The organism is Magnetospirillum sp. LM-5, assembly GCF_902729445.1.
Taxonomy (GTDB): domain Bacteria; phylum Pseudomonadota; class Alphaproteobacteria; order Rhodospirillales; family Magnetospirillaceae; genus Magnetospirillum.
In genome coordinates this window covers 1-17,716 of sequence record NZ_CACVCE010000042.1, presented here as the reverse complement: position 1 = coordinate 17,716, position 17,716 = coordinate 1, and the positions used below count along the sequence as shown (strand labels likewise).

At 64.7% G+C, this 17,716-nt stretch carries 20 protein-coding genes; 13 read left to right on the top strand and 7 right to left on the bottom strand.

Features of this window, described 5'->3' with window-relative positions; translation table 11 throughout:
* From MTBLM5_RS13770 to mamG, 6 genes are all read right to left on the bottom strand, one after another.
* Window positions 1–550: IS630 family transposase (locus MTBLM5_RS13770; RefSeq protein WP_254431051.1), on the bottom strand; the 550-nt coding region annotated here is incomplete at its 3' end.
* A complete protein-coding gene (locus MTBLM5_RS13765; RefSeq protein ID WP_173976659.1) occupies window positions 475–1,050 on the bottom strand; it encodes a helix-turn-helix domain-containing protein in 576 nt (191 codons plus the stop codon). The genes MTBLM5_RS13765 and MTBLM5_RS13770, both read right to left, overlap by 76 nt.
* 482 nt (window positions 1,051–1,532) lie before the next feature.
* Window positions 1,533–1,907, bottom strand: coding sequence for a magnetosome protein MamC (gene mamC, locus MTBLM5_RS13760; RefSeq protein ID WP_008620745.1), 375 nt, complete (start codon window positions 1,905–1,907; stop codon window positions 1,533–1,535).
* 31 nt (window positions 1,908–1,938) lie between these two features.
* The gene (gene mamD / locus MTBLM5_RS13755; RefSeq protein ID WP_173976658.1) at window positions 1,939–2,883 is read right to left on the bottom strand and encodes a magnetosome protein MamD; all 945 of its coding nucleotides are present in this window, start codon (window positions 2,881–2,883) and stop codon (window positions 1,939–1,941) included.
* A 76-nt stretch (window positions 2,884–2,959) separates the two neighbouring features.
* Window positions 2,960–3,295, bottom strand: coding sequence for a magnetosome protein MamF (gene mamF / locus MTBLM5_RS13750; protein ID WP_068493363.1), 336 nt, complete (start codon window positions 3,293–3,295; stop codon window positions 2,960–2,962).
* A 14-nt stretch (window positions 3,296–3,309) separates the two neighbouring features.
* Window positions 3,310–3,621: a magnetosome protein MamG gene (mamG, locus tag MTBLM5_RS13745; RefSeq protein ID WP_068493362.1), complete on the bottom strand. Its 312-nt coding sequence runs from the start codon at window positions 3,619–3,621 to the stop codon at window positions 3,310–3,312.
* A 238-nt stretch (window positions 3,622–3,859) separates the two neighbouring features.
* Here mamG and MTBLM5_RS13740 point away from each other — a divergent pair, with 238 nt between their 5' ends.
* From MTBLM5_RS13740 to MTBLM5_RS19145, 5 genes are all read left to right on the top strand, one after another.
* Entirely contained in the window at window positions 3,860–4,063 is a 204-nt protein-coding gene (locus MTBLM5_RS13740) for a hypothetical protein (protein WP_068493360.1), read from the top strand.
* A 159-nt stretch (window positions 4,064–4,222) separates the two neighbouring features.
* On the top strand, window positions 4,223–4,714 hold the full coding sequence (mms6, locus tag MTBLM5_RS13735) for a magnetic particle specific iron-binding protein Mms6 (protein WP_371814023.1): 492 nt from the start codon (window positions 4,223–4,225) through the stop codon (window positions 4,712–4,714).
* Between the two features lie 17 nt (window positions 4,715–4,731).
* Window positions 4,732–5,055 carry a magnetosome protein MmsF gene (gene mmsF, locus MTBLM5_RS13730; RefSeq protein ID WP_041043082.1) on the top strand — a complete coding sequence of 108 codons (324 nt, stop codon included), beginning with the start codon at window positions 4,732–4,734 and terminating at the stop codon, window positions 5,053–5,055.
* A 287-nt stretch (window positions 5,056–5,342) separates the two neighbouring features.
* Entirely contained in the window at window positions 5,343–6,317 is a 975-nt protein-coding gene (locus MTBLM5_RS13725) for a COG4223 family protein (protein WP_254431050.1), read from the top strand.
* A 2-nt stretch (window positions 6,318–6,319) separates the two neighbouring features.
* Window positions 6,320–7,729, top strand: a complete 1,410-nt coding sequence (locus tag MTBLM5_RS19145; RefSeq protein ID WP_173976661.1) for a heme biosynthesis protein HemY — start codon at window positions 6,320–6,322, stop codon at window positions 7,727–7,729.
* 19 nt (window positions 7,730–7,748) lie between these two features.
* On the opposite strand, the gene MTBLM5_RS13715 is transcribed toward MTBLM5_RS19145, so the two are convergent.
* A complete protein-coding gene (locus MTBLM5_RS13715) occupies window positions 7,749–8,897 on the bottom strand; it encodes a DUF445 domain-containing protein (RefSeq protein WP_009867710.1) in 1,149 nt (382 codons plus the stop codon).
* A gap of 278 nt (window positions 8,898–9,175) precedes the next feature.
* Here MTBLM5_RS13715 and mamH point away from each other — a divergent pair, with 278 nt between their 5' ends.
* From mamH to mamN, 8 genes are all read left to right on the top strand, one after another.
* A complete protein-coding gene (gene mamH / locus MTBLM5_RS13710; RefSeq protein ID WP_254431049.1) occupies window positions 9,176–10,462 on the top strand; it encodes a magnetosome biogenesis transporter MamH in 1,287 nt (428 codons plus the stop codon).
* A gap of 36 nt (window positions 10,463–10,498) precedes the next feature.
* Window positions 10,499–10,708, top strand: a complete 210-nt coding sequence (gene mamI / locus MTBLM5_RS13705) for a magnetosome protein MamI (RefSeq protein ID WP_173976655.1) — start codon at window positions 10,499–10,501, stop codon at window positions 10,706–10,708.
* The gene (gene mamE / locus MTBLM5_RS13700) at window positions 10,708–12,894 is read left to right on the top strand and encodes a magnetosome formation protease MamE (protein ID WP_009869046.1); all 2,187 of its coding nucleotides are present in this window, start codon (window positions 10,708–10,710) and stop codon (window positions 12,892–12,894) included. Before mamI ends, mamE begins: the two co-directional genes overlap by 1 nt.
* Before the next feature lie 15 nt (window positions 12,895–12,909).
* Window positions 12,910–14,004: a magnetosome protein MamJ gene (gene mamJ, locus MTBLM5_RS13695; protein ID WP_173976654.1), complete on the top strand. Its 1,095-nt coding sequence runs from the start codon at window positions 12,910–12,912 to the stop codon at window positions 14,002–14,004.
* 80 nt (window positions 14,005–14,084) lie between these two features.
* The gene (gene mamK, locus MTBLM5_RS13690) at window positions 14,085–15,095 is read left to right on the top strand and encodes a MamK family actin-like protein (RefSeq protein ID WP_217425032.1); all 1,011 of its coding nucleotides are present in this window, start codon (window positions 14,085–14,087) and stop codon (window positions 15,093–15,095) included.
* Window positions 15,096–15,150: 55 nt separating this feature from the next.
* A complete protein-coding gene (gene mamL, locus MTBLM5_RS13685; RefSeq protein WP_173976653.1) occupies window positions 15,151–15,387 on the top strand; it encodes a magnetosome protein MamL in 237 nt (78 codons plus the stop codon).
* A gap of 50 nt (window positions 15,388–15,437) precedes the next feature.
* Window positions 15,438–16,394, top strand: a complete 957-nt coding sequence (gene mamM, locus MTBLM5_RS13680) for a magnetosome biogenesis CDF transporter MamM (RefSeq protein WP_011383399.1) — start codon at window positions 15,438–15,440, stop codon at window positions 16,392–16,394.
* Entirely contained in the window at window positions 16,395–17,708 is a 1,314-nt protein-coding gene (gene mamN / locus MTBLM5_RS13675; RefSeq protein WP_173976652.1) for a magnetosome biogenesis transporter MamN, read from the top strand.
* Window positions 17,709–17,716: the final 8 nt, after the last annotated feature.

Genomic DNA, 17,716 nt, shown 5'->3' with positions numbered 1-17,716 from the left:
TAATGGGCTGGGGCCACCAGTGGAAATCGGTGTGGGCGCGAATGGTTTCGCTTCCCAGGGACGCGCACCTTTCGGCGACGACCATGTCGAGTTCGGCCAGGGTTTGGAAATGCCTGTTGGCGACTGGCTCATCGACCAGGGGCCACAAGCATTCGGCGGGTTGGAGTTCTGGGCTGTATGGCGGCAGAAAGACGAGGATGACGCCCTCCGGAACGGCCAGGCCGGCTGGGCCGTGCCATCCGGCGTTGTCGAGAACCAGGACGATGACGCGGTCGTGGCCGGCGCCGACTTCCTTGGCGAAGGTGTCGAGAACGGCTTCGAACAGAGGCTTGTTGACGGCATTGACGAGGTACCACACGGTTTCGCCTCCGGTCGGTTCGACGAAAGCGATGAGGTGCAGCCACTCGAAGCGGTGATGGCCGAGGGCGATGGGGCGCTCGCCCACCGGCGCCCAGACCCGGCGATGGACCGGCTTCAGCCCGAGGCGGTGCTCGTCGGTGGCCCAGACCTCGACCGGCTTGTCGGGGTGACGGTCACGCGCCTGGGAGATCGCCGCATCGATGTTTTTTTGAGCGTCTCGTGCTCGTCGGCACCGGCCGCCCGCGGATGGCGCGGACGGGGAACCTGGATCGACCATTCGATCCTCTTCAAGGCATCCCAGCCCCGCTGAGAATGAACCTTGGCCAGGCCCAGCCGGGCCGCGATCCACGACGCCACCTTGGGCCCCGTCCACAAGCCGCCGTCATCGGGCGGCTCGCGCAGCCGATCCGCCAGCGCCATCAAAACCTCATCGGTCAGAATCCGCGCCGGACGACCGTTGCCGCGTCGCTGGTCACCAAGAGACCCAGGGCCATCGGCGTTGTAGCGCGCCACCAGAAGCTCCACCCAGCGGGGGGCGAAGCCAAGAACCTCCGCCACCTCGCGGATGCCGCGCCCCTTCGCCACAAGCCAGATCGCATGATAGTGGCTCTTCGCCACCGTCTCGCTCGAAGCCCGATAGCAGGTCTCCAACTCCGACACGCTCAAGTGATCCGCGACCGTCACCGCCATGCTCAGCCTCCTCTACCGAATCATGGCTTCCGATTCTAGATTCCTCCAACCCCGTCGGGAATCCCCAAAATCACGAATCAATCAACCGGAGTCCGTATGACACCTCGGTCAAGCTGATCTGCTGCCCCGACTGCGATTCCATCATGCGAAACCATGCCGCCCTGGCTCGGCATCGGCGGTTCTACGTCAAGGGAATGCGCAAGATCAACCTTTCGACAGACTGATACCAGATCCCAGTGATCGCAACCGATCACCGGGATCGCCCACAGTCGCCGGGCACCGCCCGTGGCGGCTTGGCTTCCGCGCCATAAGGCGCGCGGCCATCGAAATATATTTCGATCCCCGGGAGGGGGGGCTAACCAAATCCAGATGAGTCAGCCTCATCGGGATTTGGTATGACCCATCCGTCGTGGGGTGTTTTCTGCCCCGCTTGGTTCCTGCCATGCCGCCCCGAAGCGGGCGGCCGGCCGAAACGGGGGGCGTCAGGCCAGTTCGTCCCGCAAGATGTCCTCGTCGGAAGCGCCGTTGGCAGCTTTGCCGCGGTTCAGTTCCTTCTCGACCAGATCGACGCCGCGATCCCAGGCATATTTGGCGGCAACGCCGGCCACCAAGGCGGTGCCCAGCGATACAACCAATCCGCCGCCGACGGCGGTCGCGGCCACGGCGGAAAGCGCGGTGGCCAGGCCGGCGCCGACGGTTTCCTTGCCGGTATCGATGGCCGCTTCGGTATTGGTGATGCGCTTTTCCTTCAGGAGGCGGACGTTCTTGGCCAAGGCGGCGGCGCCGCCGACCAGGGCGCCGAGAACGCCGACGCCGGGAACGGATTTCGCCAGATAGGGGGCAAGGTGAAAGGGCATTACGATGGTCCTTGTGGTTTGGATGTAGGTCTTATTCTTCCCCGGCCGCAGCCAGGAGCGCATCATCGGACAGGTCGGGGGTGCCGTGGCGGCGTCGCGCCCAGACATAGAGCGCGGCGGCCCCGGCCAGTCCGGCAGCCCCCAGAAGGAACGGCCCCCAGGCGCCGAGTCCCAGACCGAGGCCGAGGCCAAGCCCCTTGGCGGACAGCATGGCGCTGCCGGTTCCGGCGGCGGTGATGGGAGTGACGGTGCCGGCTCCGGCGGTCAGCAGCGACGAGGCTGATCCAGCGCCCACGGCGGCGGCTCCGCCGGTGCCGGTGACGGCGGCCGGAATGAATTTGGCGGCGATGGCGCCGCCGCCGACGGCCTTGCCCGCTCCGGCGGTCAGGGGCTTCAGGACCAGGAATTTGCCGGTGGTGCCGCCGATGACGGGGCTGGGGGCGACCACGAAGGTCTTGCCCACTAGGCCGCCGGTCTGGGTCGCGGCGTTCTGGACGTTGATGGCGATCAGATCGCCGCCGCCGACCGGGTTCAGATACAGCATGCCGGCCGCCTTGGTCCCGGCGGCGACGGGGGGCTGGGCGATGGTGAAGCTCTTGCCGGCCAGGGCGGGCAGGTTGACGGCGGCGGCGGTGCCTTCCACCTTCATCATCACCAATTGTCCCGCGCCCGTGGCGGCGGCGGCGGCCTTGGCGCTGGTGACCGGGGTCAAGGCGATCCAGTTGCCGATACCGCCGATGGCGGCGGGGGTCTTGCCGACCATCACGGTCTTGCCGACCAGAGCCTGCAGTTCAACCACCTGCCGGGTCGCGTCCAGCTTGACGATGATTGGCGCCTGTCCGGCGGCGGTGGGGGTGATGGTGGCGAGATTGGTGGCCGCCGACACCTTGGTGACCGTCGCGGTCTGACCGGCGAGGGCGGAAACCTGGGACGCCTGCATGGCGCTTTCGACCTTGGCCAGGAGAAGGTCCTGCATCGTGTCTGTCTTTCCTTACGGCGGCGAGAATGCCGCTTTGCGCCTGAAACCGGCGGGCTTGTTGAGCGGCTTTGGATCAGATCAACGCGACGAAATAACCGACCAGCGGCAGGCGCCAGGTGCGGCGCAGCGCCACCGAGGCCAGACCAGCCACCGACAGAACCAGCACGCCCATGGACGAGAAACCAAACAGCCACTTGCCGATCAGGGGAAGATGCAGGGCGAACATGGCCAGGACGCTCCACATCCACAACACCAAGCCCTGCTTGGCGTGGAAGTACACATATTCGTCGTCCCGGCTCATCAGCAGCGGAACGAAGCAGAGAATGCCCAGATAGCTCAGGCCCGCCATCAGATAGGAGCGGCAGCTGCAGGGGGTGTTTTCGGTTTCGAGCAAGATTGCCTCAGCCATTGTCGTATCCTCACTTAAGTCGCATCGGCGGCGGCATCAACCTCCGCCTTGCAGTTTTTCAATTTGCCGACCAGATAGGCGGCGCCCGCCAGCCCGGCGATGCCGACAAGCACGGGTCCCCAGGCACCGAGTCCCAGTCCGAGCCCGAGACAGACACCCTTGCCGGTCAGCATGGCGTTGCCGATGGCGGCTGTCCCGACCGGAGAGGCGATGATGCCGCTCCCGACGCCGAGGGCGGCTCCGCCGGTCCCGATCCCCGCGGCAGCCGAAGCCTTTGCCGGGGCGGCGGCGTTCGCCAAAATCTGCCCTCCAACCTGAGCTGCCATGACTCTACACTCCGAATCCTCACGTACAGCCTGGCAAGAATAATTGAAACAAGAGCCCAGGCAAACAGAAAATGCGTTGATAGCTCCTCTCAACTTCTCTTCGGGTCATGTGATCTTCGGCTGGGGATGACTATGCGCTATCATCTCCAGATACTTTGTTGAGAGTGATTTGCATGCGCGCCAAACCGGACGGGGTTGACGTATTCAATCCTGGTCGGCTTGGGAACGATCCCTTTGGATGTTGACGGTGGCTTGTTTCCTGTGGCACTCGAAAGTCCCCGGCCATGAGGTGCTCGTCATGCTTGATCTTTGGGATGTGACCGCCGCGCTCGCCGTGGTCGTTTTAGTGGGGGCCTGGGCGGCGCGGCGTTTCTATCTGGGCAAAGGTTGCGGTCTCGGCTGCGGCGGCTGCAGGACGCCAAAGGCGGGAAAGTGCGAATAATTCTCTTTTGCTCTTCTAAAAGAGAAAATAATAGTTGGTCGCAACTTCTCCGCTGTCGTGACGTTGTCCTCGTAACGTGTTGTCCTCAGCAATGATCTCATGTTATTGATGCCGCTAGTCTGAAGGGGGCTGGCGTTTTCAGCCCCGCGCTACTTGATTGTGAGGAGAACCGAGGTGCCAGCTCAGATCGCCAACGGAGTTATTTGCCCCCCAGGGGCCCCGGCCGGAACCAAGGCCGCCGCCGCCATGGGCGAGATGGAGCGCGAGGGCGCTGCCGCCAAGGCTGGGGCTGCCAAGACCGGCGCCGCCGCCAAGACCGGCGCCGCCGCCAAGACCGGCATCGCCGCCAAGACGGGTGTTGCCACCGCCGTTGCCGCTCCGGCGGCTCCTGCCAATGTTGCCGCCGCCCAGGGCGCCGGGACCAAGGTCGCCCTCGGCGCGGGCAAGGCCGCCGCCGGTGCCAAGGTCGTCGGTGGAACCATCTGGACCGGCAAGGGCCTCGGCCTCGGCCTGGGTCTCGGTCTGGGCGCGTGGGGGCCGATCATTCTCGGCGTTGTTGGCGCCGGGGCGGTTTACGCGTATATGAAGAGCCGTGATATCGAATCGGCGCAGAGCGACGAGGAAGTCGAACTGCGCGACGCGCTGGCCTGAACGAGGAGGAGGGGGGAATGACTGAAGCTATCCTTCGCAGCACGCTCGGTGCGCGCACGACGGTCATGGCGGCGCTGTCCTATCTCAGCGTCTTGTGCTTCGTTCCGCTTCTGGTGGATCGGGACGACGAATTCGTCTACTTCCACGCCAAGCAGGGGCTGGTGATCTGGATGTGGGGCGTTTTGGCGCTGTTCGCGCTGCATGTTCCCGTTCTGGGGAAGTGGATTTTCGGTTTCTCGTCCATGGGGGTTCTGGTGTTCTCCCTACTCGGGCTGGTTTCCGTAGTGTTCCAGCGGGCGTGGAAGTTGCCCCTGATCAGCTGGGTCGCCGACCGGATCTGATCTTCGGACCCGATGATGCGCATCTCGACGTCTCGCTTTGGCGGGCGTCGGGATGTTTCGTTTCGGGAGCCCCGCGGGGCCGTGCGCGGGCCGCGTCCGCAGGTCGCTCGCGGCACTTATTAATGGCTTGCCAAAAAGGTCGGCGATCATGAAGATCGCCCCGGCGGACCTGCCTGCCTGGTCGGCGGCAGCGAAGCCAGTGGAAGCGGAGCCTGATGGATAGCAACGAAAAAGAACAGCCCCTAGGCGGACGCCGCCCCGCGCGACGCCGGGACGGAGGCGGTCAGGTGGTGGTTCTCTATCTGGCCGTGATCCTGGTGGGCGGCGTGCTGGCTTGGCCCTTGCTGGCGCCGCGTCTCGGCGGCCTTCCCGGCCCGTGGGCCAAATGGCTGGGGGACGAGATGGGCTCCACGGCCGCCGCGCCCCGACCGGCCGGCTTGGACGAACGGGTGGAGATGCTGGAAGCCTCCCTGGGGCCTTTGGCCATGCGGCTGGCGGAGACCGACCGGCGGTTGACCGTGATTGAAGCCGTGATCCGCAAGCAGGAGCACGAACCGCGCAAGGAGGCAGCCGCCGCCGCCGATCAGGCGCAGATGGCGCGTCTGTCCGCCGAGGTGGACGCCATCAAGGGCGATCTGGACGTGGTCCGCAAGCTGGCGACCGACGAAGGGGGCGCCGCCAAGTTGTCCAGCGCGGTGGAAAAGGCGGAAGCGGCTTTTCGTCGCATCGCCGAACGCCGCGACCGCGCACCCTTGTTCCTGGCGGTGCTGGGGCAACTGCGGGAAGCGGTGGACCGGGGCACGCCTTATCCCGCCCAATTGAAGGCGGCCCTGGCTCTGGCCGAGAAGGGCGGCGCCGACAAGCTGGCGCCATTGACCATGGGGGCGGGGACCGGGGTGGTCTCCCGCGTGGCCCTGGCCGAGAGCTTCCGCATGACGGCGGCGGCGGCGCGCAAGCTCGACGACGTGGCCGAAAGTAGCTGGATTCCTGCCAATATCCGGCATTGGCTGGGATCTGCGGTGGTGGTCCGGCGGGCGGAAAACAGCAATGAAGGCATCGACGGGGCCTTAAACAGCGCCTCCCGGCTGCTGGCGGGCGGCGATCTGGCCGGGGCGGTCACGGTGCTGCGCCATGCCGAAGGTCCCGGCATGGCTGCCATCCAGCCCTGGCTGGAAGCGGCGGAATTGCGTCTGACCGTGGACGCGGTGTTGTCTGAACTGTCGGCGACGGTTATGACCGTCGCCGCGTCCCGGGACGAGTGACCATGCTGTTGCGCCTTATCGTCCTTTTGATCTTCATGTCGCCGGTGGTGGCGGCCACTTTGTGGTTCTCGGACAATGCCGGGACGGTGCAGGTGGAATGGCTGGGTTGGTATGTGGACACCAATATCCCCGTGCTTCTCGGCATTCTTCTGGCGGTGTTCATGCTGTTTTCCGGCCTGACGCGGCTGTCGGCGCTGGTGGCCGATCTTCCTGCCAAGCTGGGCAAGTCGCGACAGGCCCGGGGACGGGAAAAGGGAATGCTCGCCCTTTTGGCGGCGCTGGACGCGGCCGAAAGCGGCGATGTCGGCGACGGCCGCCGCCTCGGAGCAGAGGCGGCCCGGTTGCTGGACAGTCCCGAGCTTGCTGCCCGCCTGGACCGGCTGATACCGCGCCCCGCTGCGCCTCCGGCGGCGACGCTCCGGCCCGAGCCGGCCAAGGGACGGCTGTTCGCGAAGAAGCCGCCCGCACCGCCGGTGGTCGAAAGAGAGCCGCCGCCGCCGGTCAAGGCTGCGCCGCCGCCCGCTCCTGTGGCCGTCGTCGAGACGCCTGGCGCCCCCGCCGATCCCAGCGCCGAGGATGCGGCCGCCTTTGCCGCCAAACTCCGGGATGGGGAGTGGGCGGCGGCCCAGGCATGCATCGACGCCACTCTTTCCGCCGGGCGATTGTCGCCGGCCTTGGCCGCGCGATGGCGGGCCGTGGTGCTGCAAGGGCAGGCATGCCTGGACTCCCAGGACGATCCCGCTCGGTCCTTACGGCTGGCGCGTGAGGCATTGGCCGCCGATCCGGGCTTTCTCCCGGCGGCTCTGCACGTGCTTCGGCAGGAGGTGTCCGAAGGTCGCCGGTCCGAAGCCGAAGCGGTCCTGGCCGCGGTCTGGCGGAGCGCTCCCGCCCGGATTTTGCTGGAAACCTGCGCGCCGCTGTGGCACGAAGACGATGCTGAAAGCCGTTTGAAGCGGCTTGAGGCCCTGGCAGAATGGGCTCCGCATGATCCCGAAGGCCACCTTGCCGCCGGGGAAGCGGCCGTCGCCGCCGCCAAATGGGGCGTCGCCCGCCGTCACCTCATGGCGGCGCTGAAGATCGCGCCCGATGCGTTGGGATGTCGGCTGATGGCCGAGATCGAGGACAAGGAGCCTGGCGGAGCGGAGCGAGCTGAAATCTGGCGCCGCCGTGAACGCGAAGCTGCGGCAGCGCCCACCTGGGTGTGCGAGGCTTGCGGCGCGACCTCGGGGTCATGGGCGCCTTATTGTTCGGCCTGCGGCGCCGGAGCCGCAATCCAATGGACGCGCCCGGCCCACAAGCCGGAAAATCCGCCCACCCCCGCGAGTGTCCCGCCGTCGGCGGAGGCTCCGCCCGCTCCCGCCGAGCCTAGAGTTTCTCGCATTCAAGCCGAATCAAAAATAGAGAAACTCTAGAAGAACGAGCTGATGCACTCTAGCGCTGAGCCAGCGTCGTGACCGTGTAGATGGCCAATCCTACCAGGCCGCCGACCACGGTGCCGTTAATGCGGATATACTGAAGATCCTTGCCCACATGGCTTTCCAGCTTCTCGATCAGGAACGGGGTGCGCCAGCGCATGACCAGATCGGTGATCAGCGAGCCTATCAGCTCGCGTCGGGGCACCAGCAAGGCTTCGGTGGCGTCGCGCAGCCAGCGGTTCAGGGTCGCACGCATGGCGGTGTCGTGCTCCAGCCGTTGACCGATCTCGCGCAGGCCGTTTTCAAGGAGCATCTCCATGGTCTCGGCCTCCTCCATCAGGTGGTCGTAGGCGCTGCTTCCCAACTGGCGGAGATAGGCATCCAGGGCGGGATCGTCGAGAACCTGCATCTTGAGCTCCTCGATCCGCTGGGCAAAATGCGGCGAATTGGTCATGCCGTCGATGGTTTCGTGGACGAAGAGCTCGAATTTCAGCCGCCAGGGATGGTCGGGGGCGGTCAGCTCCCCCAGTGAGCCGTCGATGCCTTGGGCGACGCCCTGTGCGATCTGGGTCTCCACCCACAGCGGCAGCCATTCCGGACATTCCTTGGCGACCTTGGCGCGGATGAAGGAACGGTTCTGGGCGACGAAGGAGCGGGCCTCGGTCACCAGATGATCCAAGATGGCGTGGTGATAGCCGCGCCCCACCATGTAGGACAAGATGTTGGCCATGTGCGGGGCGGTGATGGCGGTATCGACCACCTTGCGCAGACCGCCGCCGATGGTGCTGCGCCACCGTTGCTCGCCGATTGTATCGACGATGGGGGGGAGCGATCCGGCGATCCGGGCGGCGATCATAGCCACCGTCTCAGGCCGGGCCAGCCAGCGCCCCAGCCGTCCGGCGGTATCGAGTTCCTCCAGCCGTTGGGCCAGCGCCTGCGACGCCAGCAGGTTCTCGGCGACGAACCGGCCGATGGCGGCGGCGATCCGGCCGTGATTGCGTGGAATGACGGCGGTGTGGGGGATGGGAAGTCCGAAAGGATGGCGAAACAGGGCGGTAACCGCGAACCAATCGGCGATGCCGCCGACCAGGGCGGCTTCGGCGAAGGCCCGAACCGGCGCCAGCCAGGGCCAGGCTTTCTCCCCCCAAACGGAGAATGCGAACACAGCGGAGATCAAGGCAAGCAAAGCCGTAGCATAAGTCCGCATGCGGGAAAGTTCGGCATGTTGCGTTCGATTATCGTTATCTTCTGGTGAAGAGAGCATCTGATCCGAATCCGAGGGCGGCGGCAGGAAATCGAGACTTCTTGTTTCGAGCATATATACGCAATCCGCTGCAGCGGCGGATTGCGGGGTACCTTCGTATGAACCCTGTGTTTATGTGTTGTCAACCGCCCCGACTCGCTGTTATAGTCTGACCGAATCAGAGGTGATGGGTGTCTCGAGTGGACGCGGCTGCGGCAGAAGTTAAAGTGCGCCAGCACAACGCCCTTTATTTGCTGTCGGCGTTGTGCATGGTTTTCATGACCCTGGTGGTTGCTATTCAGCCGCTATTCTTGCGAAACGTTCTTAATATCTCATTCGAAACCGCCGGCGCCGTCAATGCCAATGTGCAGGTGGTGACCGAGGTTCTGGATCTCTTCATCTTCGCCTATCTCGGCTACCTGTCGGATCGGATCGGACGGGTCAGGATCATCGTGGCCGGTTTTCTGGTCGCCGCCATCGGTGCGGTGATCGCGCCGCTCAGCCCCTGGATCGGCGGTGCCTCCATCGGGGCGCTGGTCGTCTATTACGTTTCGCGGGTCATCATGTCGGCGGGCAGCGGCGCGGTATGGCCTCAATTGTCGGCCCTGGCCGGGGATTTCAGCGACGACGACACCCGGGCGCGCCTGATGTCCAATACCGCGTTCATGATGGCCTTCGGGGTGACGCTGGTCTACGCTGTTTTGATGCAGATCCCGGCCCATGCGGGCATCGCCGTGACCATGCTGCTGACGGCGGCGGTCTCCCTGGCCAGTGCTTGGCTGGCGGGGAAATTCCTGGTGGATGTCGCTCCGCGCACCCAGGAAACCTCGGTTCCCTGGCGGGCGGTCTGGAGCTTGGTGAAGGCGGAGCCCCGCCTGCGCCTGGCTTTCGCCAGTTCGCTGTTCGCCCGCAGCGACATGGTGTTCGTAGGGCTCTTCCTCATGCTGTGGTTCATCTACTTTGCCGATCTGATCAAGGTCGGGCAGGCCGAGGCGGCGGCGCGGGCCGGAATCTTGATCGGGCTGATGGGGGCGGTGGTCATGCTCTCGATCCCGGTTTGGCGGTCGTTTATCGAGCATTTCGGCCGCATTCAGGCGGTTCTGCTCGGGATGGTGCTGTCCGCCCTGGGATTCATAATGTTGGGTTTCATCATCAATCCGTTTGACTGGTTCATCGTACTGCCCATCTTGTTGATTGCGTCCGGGCAGGCTGGTTGTTTTGTGGCACCTCAAATATTAACAGTTGACTACGCGCCTAGGGATTTGCTTGGGTCTGTGCTTGGCGCATTTAATGTTATTGGGTGTATTGGTATTATTTTCTTTGTTCAGGTCGGTGGGTTTTTATTTGATTTTGTTGGCCCGCCGGCACCTTTTGTCTTTACTGGTGTTGGAAACTTGATTATATCGGCGTATGCATTGCGCCTGCTGAAACGCGAGGCGCGTGACGGCGGCGGCGACGACGCCCCAGGGGACGACGGGGTGGCGTAGCGCCATTCGCTCTGCATCAAGACTGGAGTAACGTTTATGCCAAGCGTGATTTTCGGACTGCTGGTGCTTGCCCTCGGATTGCTGGGGGTGACGGCATGGTGGTGGTCGGTGACCGAGTTCCTGCGCGGAGCGGTGCCGGTGGCCCTGCTCATCCTTGGCTTGGTCGCGTTGGCCTCCGGGGTGCAATCCGTGCGGTTGCCTCGTTCCAACAAGGGGACCGCTTCAGACCCTGACATCGATGGTTGATGGCCATGTTCAATGGTGACGTAGAAGACGGCGGGCGCGGCGATGCTTCCTGCGGCAAGGATCTGAAGCGCTATCTGATGCTCATGGGCGTGGTTGCCCTGGTCGTCCTGTTTGGCGCCTTCATTTACCGGCAGTCCTCGGGCGGTCTTCGTCTCGGCGCCATGTTGGAGCAGATGGGGCGGGGCACCGGCCCTGCCGTCAATGTTCCGGTACAGCAGGGCGGGCCGTCGGCAGCCGCCAATCCGGCCATCTCGGTTCCGGCTGGTGCCCGCGTGGCGCCGCCCTCGGCCGCCGGTGCTATCGCGACCATGCCTCCCATGGTGGATTTCGGACCGGCTCCCATTGGGGCCGGGGGGCCGTTCTCCAGCGTCGTCACCTTGCTGCGCAACAGCGTTGTCGCCGTGACCGCGTCATCGGCCAACGGGCAGGCCATGCCCGATCCCCTGGGCTTGGCCAACCCTGACGGACTGCCCCATTTCGCCAATCCCGCCACCCGCTCGGTGGAAAACATCGGCACCGGCGTGATCGTCCGTAACGACGGCTTCATCGTCACCAACTACCATGTGGTGCGCGGCGCCAATTCGGTGTTCGTTACCGTGCAGGACGACGTGGGCTCGACCCGTTATTCCGCCGAAATCATCAAGATGGACGAGGCTCTGGATCTCGCCTTGCTGAAGGTCGCCCCCAAGACGCCGTTGACAGCCGCCGTTCTGGGCGACAGCGACGGGGTGCAGGTCGCCGACGAAGTGATCGCCATCGGGACTCCCTTCGGTCTGGACATGACCGTCAGCCGCGGCATCATTTCCGCCAAGCGCAAGTCCATGGTGATCGAGGGCGTGACCCATTCCAACCTGCTGCAGACCGACGCCGCCATCAACCAGGGCAATTCCGGCGGTCCGCTGGTGATTTCCAACGGGACGGTGGTCGGCATCAATACCGCCATCTACACCCCCAACGGCGCCTTTGCCGGAATCGGCTTCGCCGTGCCCAGCAATCAGGCCCGCCTGTTCATCTTGGATGAAGTGGGCTGGCTGCCGACCTCCACCGCCGAAGGGGCCTCCATGGGCCTGGTGGCCATGCAGCGCCCCATGGGCGGCGGCGTGGGCGCGGCGGGTCCGGCCATTTTCGCCGGGACTAGGGCGCCCCACACCGATGGCCGCCAGAACATGGATTGCACCACCTGCCACGATCTGATTCCGGCCGGAAACGGGCGGCCCGCGCCGATGATGCCCATCGCCGCCCCGATTCCGCCGCCGCCGATTCCCATGGGCGCCGTCTCGCCCCATACCGACGGCCGTCAGAACATGAACTGCGCCAATTGCCATCAGATGCTGGGCGGTGCCGCGCCCATCGCCGCACCGGGACTCGGCGGGGGGGCTTACCGCTTCGCGCAGCCGCCGGGAAGCCTGGCCATCAATATTCAGGGGCCGCGCAGCGGGCAGTCGACCGCCGCCGGAACCGGCCGGGTCACGCTTTTGGGCGCCGCCTTGACTCCCATGTCGCAGCGCCTTGGAGCCCAGACCGGCGTACCGGTCGGACGTGGAGTGTTCATCTCCGGCGTCACGCCCAATACTCCGGCGGCGACGGCGGGGCTGCGGCCCGGTGACGTCTTGCTCAAGGTGGACGGCCGTCCTGTCCGTCTGCCGGAAGAAGTCTCCGCCATCATGGCCGAGATGCATGCCGGACGGTCGGTGCGGCTCGGCGTCCTGCGCGATGGCGATGTGCGCAACATGACCCTGGTCGCTGGACCCGCCGGTCTGGCCGCCGCAGCGGTCCAGGCTCCGGCCATGGCCGACATGGCGCAGCCGCCCATAGGCGGCATGGCCCCCACTGCACCCGGCATGGCCGCGGTTCCCGGTGGTCCGGCCGTCATGCCGAAGCCTCCGACCGAGTTCAACTGGCTGGGCATGGAGATCGAAACCTTCCAGGCGCCGCGTCCGATCACCGGTGTGCCGGGCGCCGTTCCGGTTCCCGGAGCCAAGGGGGCCCAGGTGGCCGAGGTTCTGGTCGGATCCCGGGCCGCCGTGGCGGGGCTCCAGGCCAATGACCTCATCCTCGAGGTAAATAATCGGCCGGTGGCCGGTCCGGCTCGTCTCGACGCCGCCATTAAGGGTGCGACGAATGCCGGGCAGCAGATTTTGCTGAAGGTCAACCGCAATGGCCAAGAGTTCTGGATTGTCCTTTGATGGTGGAGCTGGATAATGGCGAATAACCGGCGAGATCGCGACAAAGGTGACGGGAGCCAGGGTGAAGGCTTGTCGGCGGGCGGCGGAATGCCGTCGGAGCCCGAGATCGTCTCGGTGACGGTCCATCCCACGCCAACTTTGGCCGTGTCGCTGAAGCCGGCGCAGCAAGGCGATATTTGGGCCAGTTTGCTGGAAAGCTCGCCCTGGTCGGCCAATCACGGCGGCCGGATCGAGCCGGTTCAGCCGAGCCCCGCCCCCACCCGCCCCACGGAATCCCCGTCCGTCGGCGATCTGGTCAGCCGCTGGTCGCAGCCGATCTGGCGGACCCCCAGCCGCGTGGAAGAGGTCGAGACCCCGGAGAGCAATTTCGTCATCGAGTTGGAGGCGTCCCAGCCGATCACTTCGGATATCACGGTGTCCGTCTCCGATCTGGTGATCGAGGTTCAGCCGATCCAGACCACCGAAGCCGAGCCGGAGCCCGAGCTTCCGGTGGCCGAGCCCGAGCCCGAAGTCGTGCCGGTGGAGGTTGTGGCCGAAGCCGAGCCGGAGCCGGAGCCGGAGCTTCCGGTGGCCGAGCCCGAGCCCGAAGTCGCGCCGGTGGAGGTTGTGGCCGAAGCCGATCCGGAGCCCGAGTTTCCGGTGGCCGAGCCCGGATTGGTTCATGAGGCGGCTGTTTCCGAGCCGGTGGCCGAAAGCATCGAGGACGCGGTGGCGGTTCCCGCCCCGGCGACTAATTTCGGTCTTGCCGAACTGATGCAGGCGGCTGCGGCCATGGCCCCGGTTTTGGCCTCTCCCCCTTCCGTTGCCCCAGCGGCCAAGCCCGTCCGGGAGCCCGCGAAGAAGAGGAAGGCTCCGCCGGTCAGAAAGAAGGCCACCACGGTTCAGGACGTTCCCGTCGAAGACCTTCTCGGTGGAATTTTCGGGATCGCCGGTTCGGCGGTGCGTAGTGTCCTCAGTCTTGGTGCCGGGGTCGTCGGCGGCGTGGTCAAGGGGGGGCGTGTCATTGGGGACAACGTCGTCGCCGGTGCGCGTCGGCTGACGGGGGCCGCCGAGGGAAGTTGCGGGACCTGCTCCACGTCTCAATGCGATACGGTGGGCAAGAAAAAATAGCTGGCAGCCGTCAATTGGTCATTTAGCACGCGAACGGAGTGACAAAAATGAGTGAAGGTGAAGGCCAGGCCAAGAACAGATTGTTCCTTGGCATCGACCTTGGGACTTCCCATACTGCGGTGATGTCGAGCCGGGGCAAAAAGTTCCTGCTGAAGTCGGTGGTTGGATACCCGAAGGACGTCATCGGTTTGAAGCTGCTCGGCCGCCCCTATGTGGTCGGCGACGAGGCTTTCGAGATGCGCTCCTACCTGGACATCCGCTATCCGCTCCAGGACGGCGTGCTGAGCGAGATCAGCGACCGCGACATCGAAGTGGCGCGGCATCTGCTGACCCATGTGGTGAAGTCGGCCGAGCCCGGCCCCAACGACGAGATCTGCGCCGTCATCGGCGTGCCGGCGCGGGCGTCGGCGGCCAACAAGGCGCTGCTGCTCAAGATGGCTCAGGAGGTGGTTCATACCGCCCTGGTGGTGTCCGAACCGTTCATGGTCGGCTACGGCCTGGACAAGCTGATCAACACCATCATCGTCGATATCGGCGCAGGAACCACGGATATCTGCGCCCTGAAGGGCACCGTTCCCGGCCCCGAAGATCAGGTTACCCTGACCAAGGCTGGCAACTATGTGGATGAGCGGCTCCAGAACGCCATCTTGGAACGTCATCCCGAACTGCAGATGAACGTGAATGTCGCCTGCGCGGTGAAAGAGCAGTTCTCCTTCGTCGGCACCCCCACCGAGGTTGCCTCGTTCGAGTTCCGCGCCGCCGGCAAGCCCGTGCGCGCTGACGTGACCGAGCCGGTGAAGATCGCCTGCGAGGCGCTGATGCCCGACATTATCGAAAGCATCGAGACGCTGCTGCGTTCGTTCCAGCCCGAATATCAGGCCACCGTGCTTCAAAACATCGTGTTTGCCGGCGGCGGCTCGCGCATTCGCGGATTGGCGGCCTACGTCAAGGAAAAGCTGCGTCCCTTCGGCGATGCGAACGTGACCTGCGTCAAGGACCCCACTTTCGACGGTTGCCGGGGCGCCTTGCGTCTGGCGGAAGAGCTTCCGCCGCAGTATTGGCGTCAGCTTGGAGACGTCTCCGGCTCGTGACGGGGGGAGAGTTCGATATGCGGGACGGGGATACGCGGCAGTCTAGGACAGTGGCATGGTAAGATTGATCGGATCGTTGGTGTTCGGCGGGTTGATCGTGCTGTTGGCGTCGTCCAACTCGCATATGGTCGAAACCCGCCTGGGACCACTGGCGATGATTGCGCCGCATTTCGTTGTTCTGGGCATAACGTTTTTTCTCGGTTTCGCCACCGGCATCGTCGCGGTGCTGGCGAGCGTCATGACGCGGCGCAAGCAGAAGTCGCCGGGGAAGAGCATCGTCATCAAGCGCTGAATCCCTTCGCTTGGGTTGAAGGCGGGGTCGGGGCTTTGGAGTGAGTAAGGATGAGGAAGAGCGGTTGCACGGTCTGCAGCAGGAGCATCGGTTGGGTCGGCCTGGCTGTAAACACCGTACTGATGGTCATGAAGGCGTTCGTCGGTCTGATCGGCGGATCGCAGGCCATGCTCGCCGATGCCATGTATTCGCTGAAGGACATGCTGAATGCGCTGATGGTGGTCATCGGGACCACCATCTCCAGCAAGCCCCTTGACGCGGAGCATCCCTACGGCCATGGCAAGGTCGAATTCATTCTGTCCATGGTGGTAAGCGTCGTTTTCATCGGACTGACCGGCTATCTGCTGGTCCACGCCGTCCAGATCTTGTTGGATGAAAGCATGCACCGCACCCCGCATCTGATCGTGCTGTGGGCGGCGCTGGTTTCCGTCGGCGTCAATGTGGCCATGTATTTCTACTCCCGCTGCGTCGCCATCGAGACCAACAGTCCCATCATCAAGACCATGGCCAAGCATCACCATGGCGACGCCACCGCTTCGGGGGCCGTGGCGCTGGGTATCATCGGCGCCCATTACCTCAACATGCCGTGGATCGATCCGGCGGTCGCCCTGTGGGAAACCATCGACCTGCTGCTGCTGGGCAAGGTCGTCTTCATGGATGCCTATCGCGGCCTGATGGACCATACCGCGGGCGAGGCGGTGCAGAACCGCATCGTCGATACGGCGGAGCGGGTCCCCGGCGTGCGCGGCGTGATCCATCTGCGCGCCCGCTATGTGGGCCAAGACATCTGGGCCGACATGATCATCGGCGTCGATCCCGAGCATACGGTGGAGCAGGCCCACGACATTTGCGAGGCGGTTCAGGCCGCGGTCTGCGGCAAGATGCGCCGTATCGAATCGCTGCATGTCAGCGCCGAGGCGCGAGAAGCCGGAGATACAAGCAAGCCGACATTCTCGGAAGAGCCGCTGACTTACGATGAAGTCATGTTGTCGAAGGTGGATAACTAGATGATCGGACTTCTCACCCTTGCCGTGTTCGTCGCGACGTTCGCCGTTATCTATCGGTGGGCGGAGGGCAGCCATCTGGCCGTTCTGGCCGGGGCGGCGGCATTGGTGATGATCGGAACCATCAGCGGCAGCTACACGCCGGTCATGGCGCTGCGCTCCGTCTATTTCGAGACTCTGGCCCTGATCTTCGGCATGGCGGCCATTTCCGCCCTCCTGGCCCGCTCCGGCGTCTATGCCTATCTGGCGGCCGGAACGGCGGAACTGTCCCAGGGCCAAGGGCGCTGGATCTTGGTGATGATGGCGCTGGTGACCTACGGGATTTCGCTGGCCAGCAACTCCTTGGTGACGGTGGCGGTGGTGGTTCCGGTGACCTTGACGGTGTGCTTTCGCACCGGCATCGACCCCGTGCCGGTCATCATCGCCGAGATTATCGCCGCCAATCTGGGCGGGGCCTCGACCATGATCGGCGACTTCCCCAACATGATTCTGGCCTCGGCGGGCAAGCTTCACTTCAACGATTTCATCGCCGGGATGATGCCTGCCTGCCTGATCTTGCTGGCGGTGATGCTGGTATTCTTCGAGCGGCGTTTGGGCGACTGGAAAGGCTCGGAAATTCCGGTGGATCCGGTCTGGGCCCGGGGCGAGGCGCTACGTCACAGTGCCATCGACCGTCGGCTTTTGAGTTATGGACTGATCATTTTCGGCGTCACCGTCGCCGGTTTGATCCTGGCGGGGCCGCTGAAGGTGCGGCCGGGCTGGATCGCCTTTGTCGCCGGGGTGACGGCGCTTGGATTGGGCCGCTTCAGGGATGACGAGTTTTTCTCGGCCTGCGGCGGCACCGACATCTTGTTCTACGGCGGCCTGTTCGTGATGGTGGGGGCCTTGACCTCGGTGGGGATTCTCGACTGGGCGGTGAACTGGCTCGAAGGCATTACCGCCGCCCATGATCGCGTCCGCGCCATCCTTTTGATGTGGATGGCCGCCGCCGTCACTATTTTCGTGGGCGGCGGCACCTCGGCGGCGGTCTTCGCCCCGGTGGCGGCGACGCTTCGCCTGGACGGGGACGGTCAGGCGGCTTGGTGGGCGCTGGCGCTGGGCATCATGGCGGGGTCGGTGGCTGCGCTGCCGGGCGCCACGGCGGGATCCCTGGCCATGACTCAATATTCCGGCTTCGTGAAGCGGCATCCGGAACTGGCATCCGCCGCCGCCGCCGGTCTGCAATTCACCCATCGGGAATATGTCCGCTGGGGCATGCCACTGATGGGGATCTTCTTGGTTCTGGGGACAGTCTATATCGCTGTTCTCGTGGGATGAGAGATGAC

Coding starts and splice junctions, on each gene's coding strand:
- mamM (WP_011383399.1), top strand. CDS start 15,438: ATGAGGAAGAGCGGTTGCACGGTCTGCAGCAGGAGCATCGGTTGGGTC.
- mamL (WP_173976653.1), top strand. CDS start 15,151: ATGGTAAGATTGATCGGATCGTTGGTGTTCGGCGGGTTGATCGTGCTG.
- mamN (WP_173976652.1), top strand. CDS start 16,395: ATGATCGGACTTCTCACCCTTGCCGTGTTCGTCGCGACGTTCGCCGTT.
- mamF (WP_068493363.1), bottom strand. CDS start 3,295: ATGGCTGAGGCAATCTTGCTCGAAACCGAAAACACCCCCTGCAGCTGC.
- MTBLM5_RS19145 (WP_173976661.1), top strand. CDS start 6,320: ATGCTGTTGCGCCTTATCGTCCTTTTGATCTTCATGTCGCCGGTGGTG.
- MTBLM5_RS13765 (WP_173976659.1), bottom strand. CDS start 1,050: ATGGCGGTGACGGTCGCGGATCACTTGAGCGTGTCGGAGTTGGAGACC.
- MTBLM5_RS13740 (WP_068493360.1), top strand. CDS start 3,860: ATGTTGACGGTGGCTTGTTTCCTGTGGCACTCGAAAGTCCCCGGCCAT.
- mmsF (WP_041043082.1), top strand. CDS start 4,732: ATGACTGAAGCTATCCTTCGCAGCACGCTCGGTGCGCGCACGACGGTC.
- mamJ (WP_173976654.1), top strand. CDS start 12,910: ATGGCGAATAACCGGCGAGATCGCGACAAAGGTGACGGGAGCCAGGGT.
- mamI (WP_173976655.1), top strand. CDS start 10,499: ATGCCAAGCGTGATTTTCGGACTGCTGGTGCTTGCCCTCGGATTGCTG.
- mamC (WP_008620745.1), bottom strand. CDS start 1,907: ATGCCCTTTCACCTTGCCCCCTATCTGGCGAAATCCGTTCCCGGCGTC.
- mamG (WP_068493362.1), bottom strand. CDS start 3,621: ATGGCAGCTCAGGTTGGAGGGCAGATTTTGGCGAACGCCGCCGCCCCG.
- mamD (WP_173976658.1), bottom strand. CDS start 2,883: ATGCAGGACCTTCTCCTGGCCAAGGTCGAAAGCGCCATGCAGGCGTCC.
- mamE (WP_009869046.1), top strand. CDS start 10,708: ATGGCCATGTTCAATGGTGACGTAGAAGACGGCGGGCGCGGCGATGCT.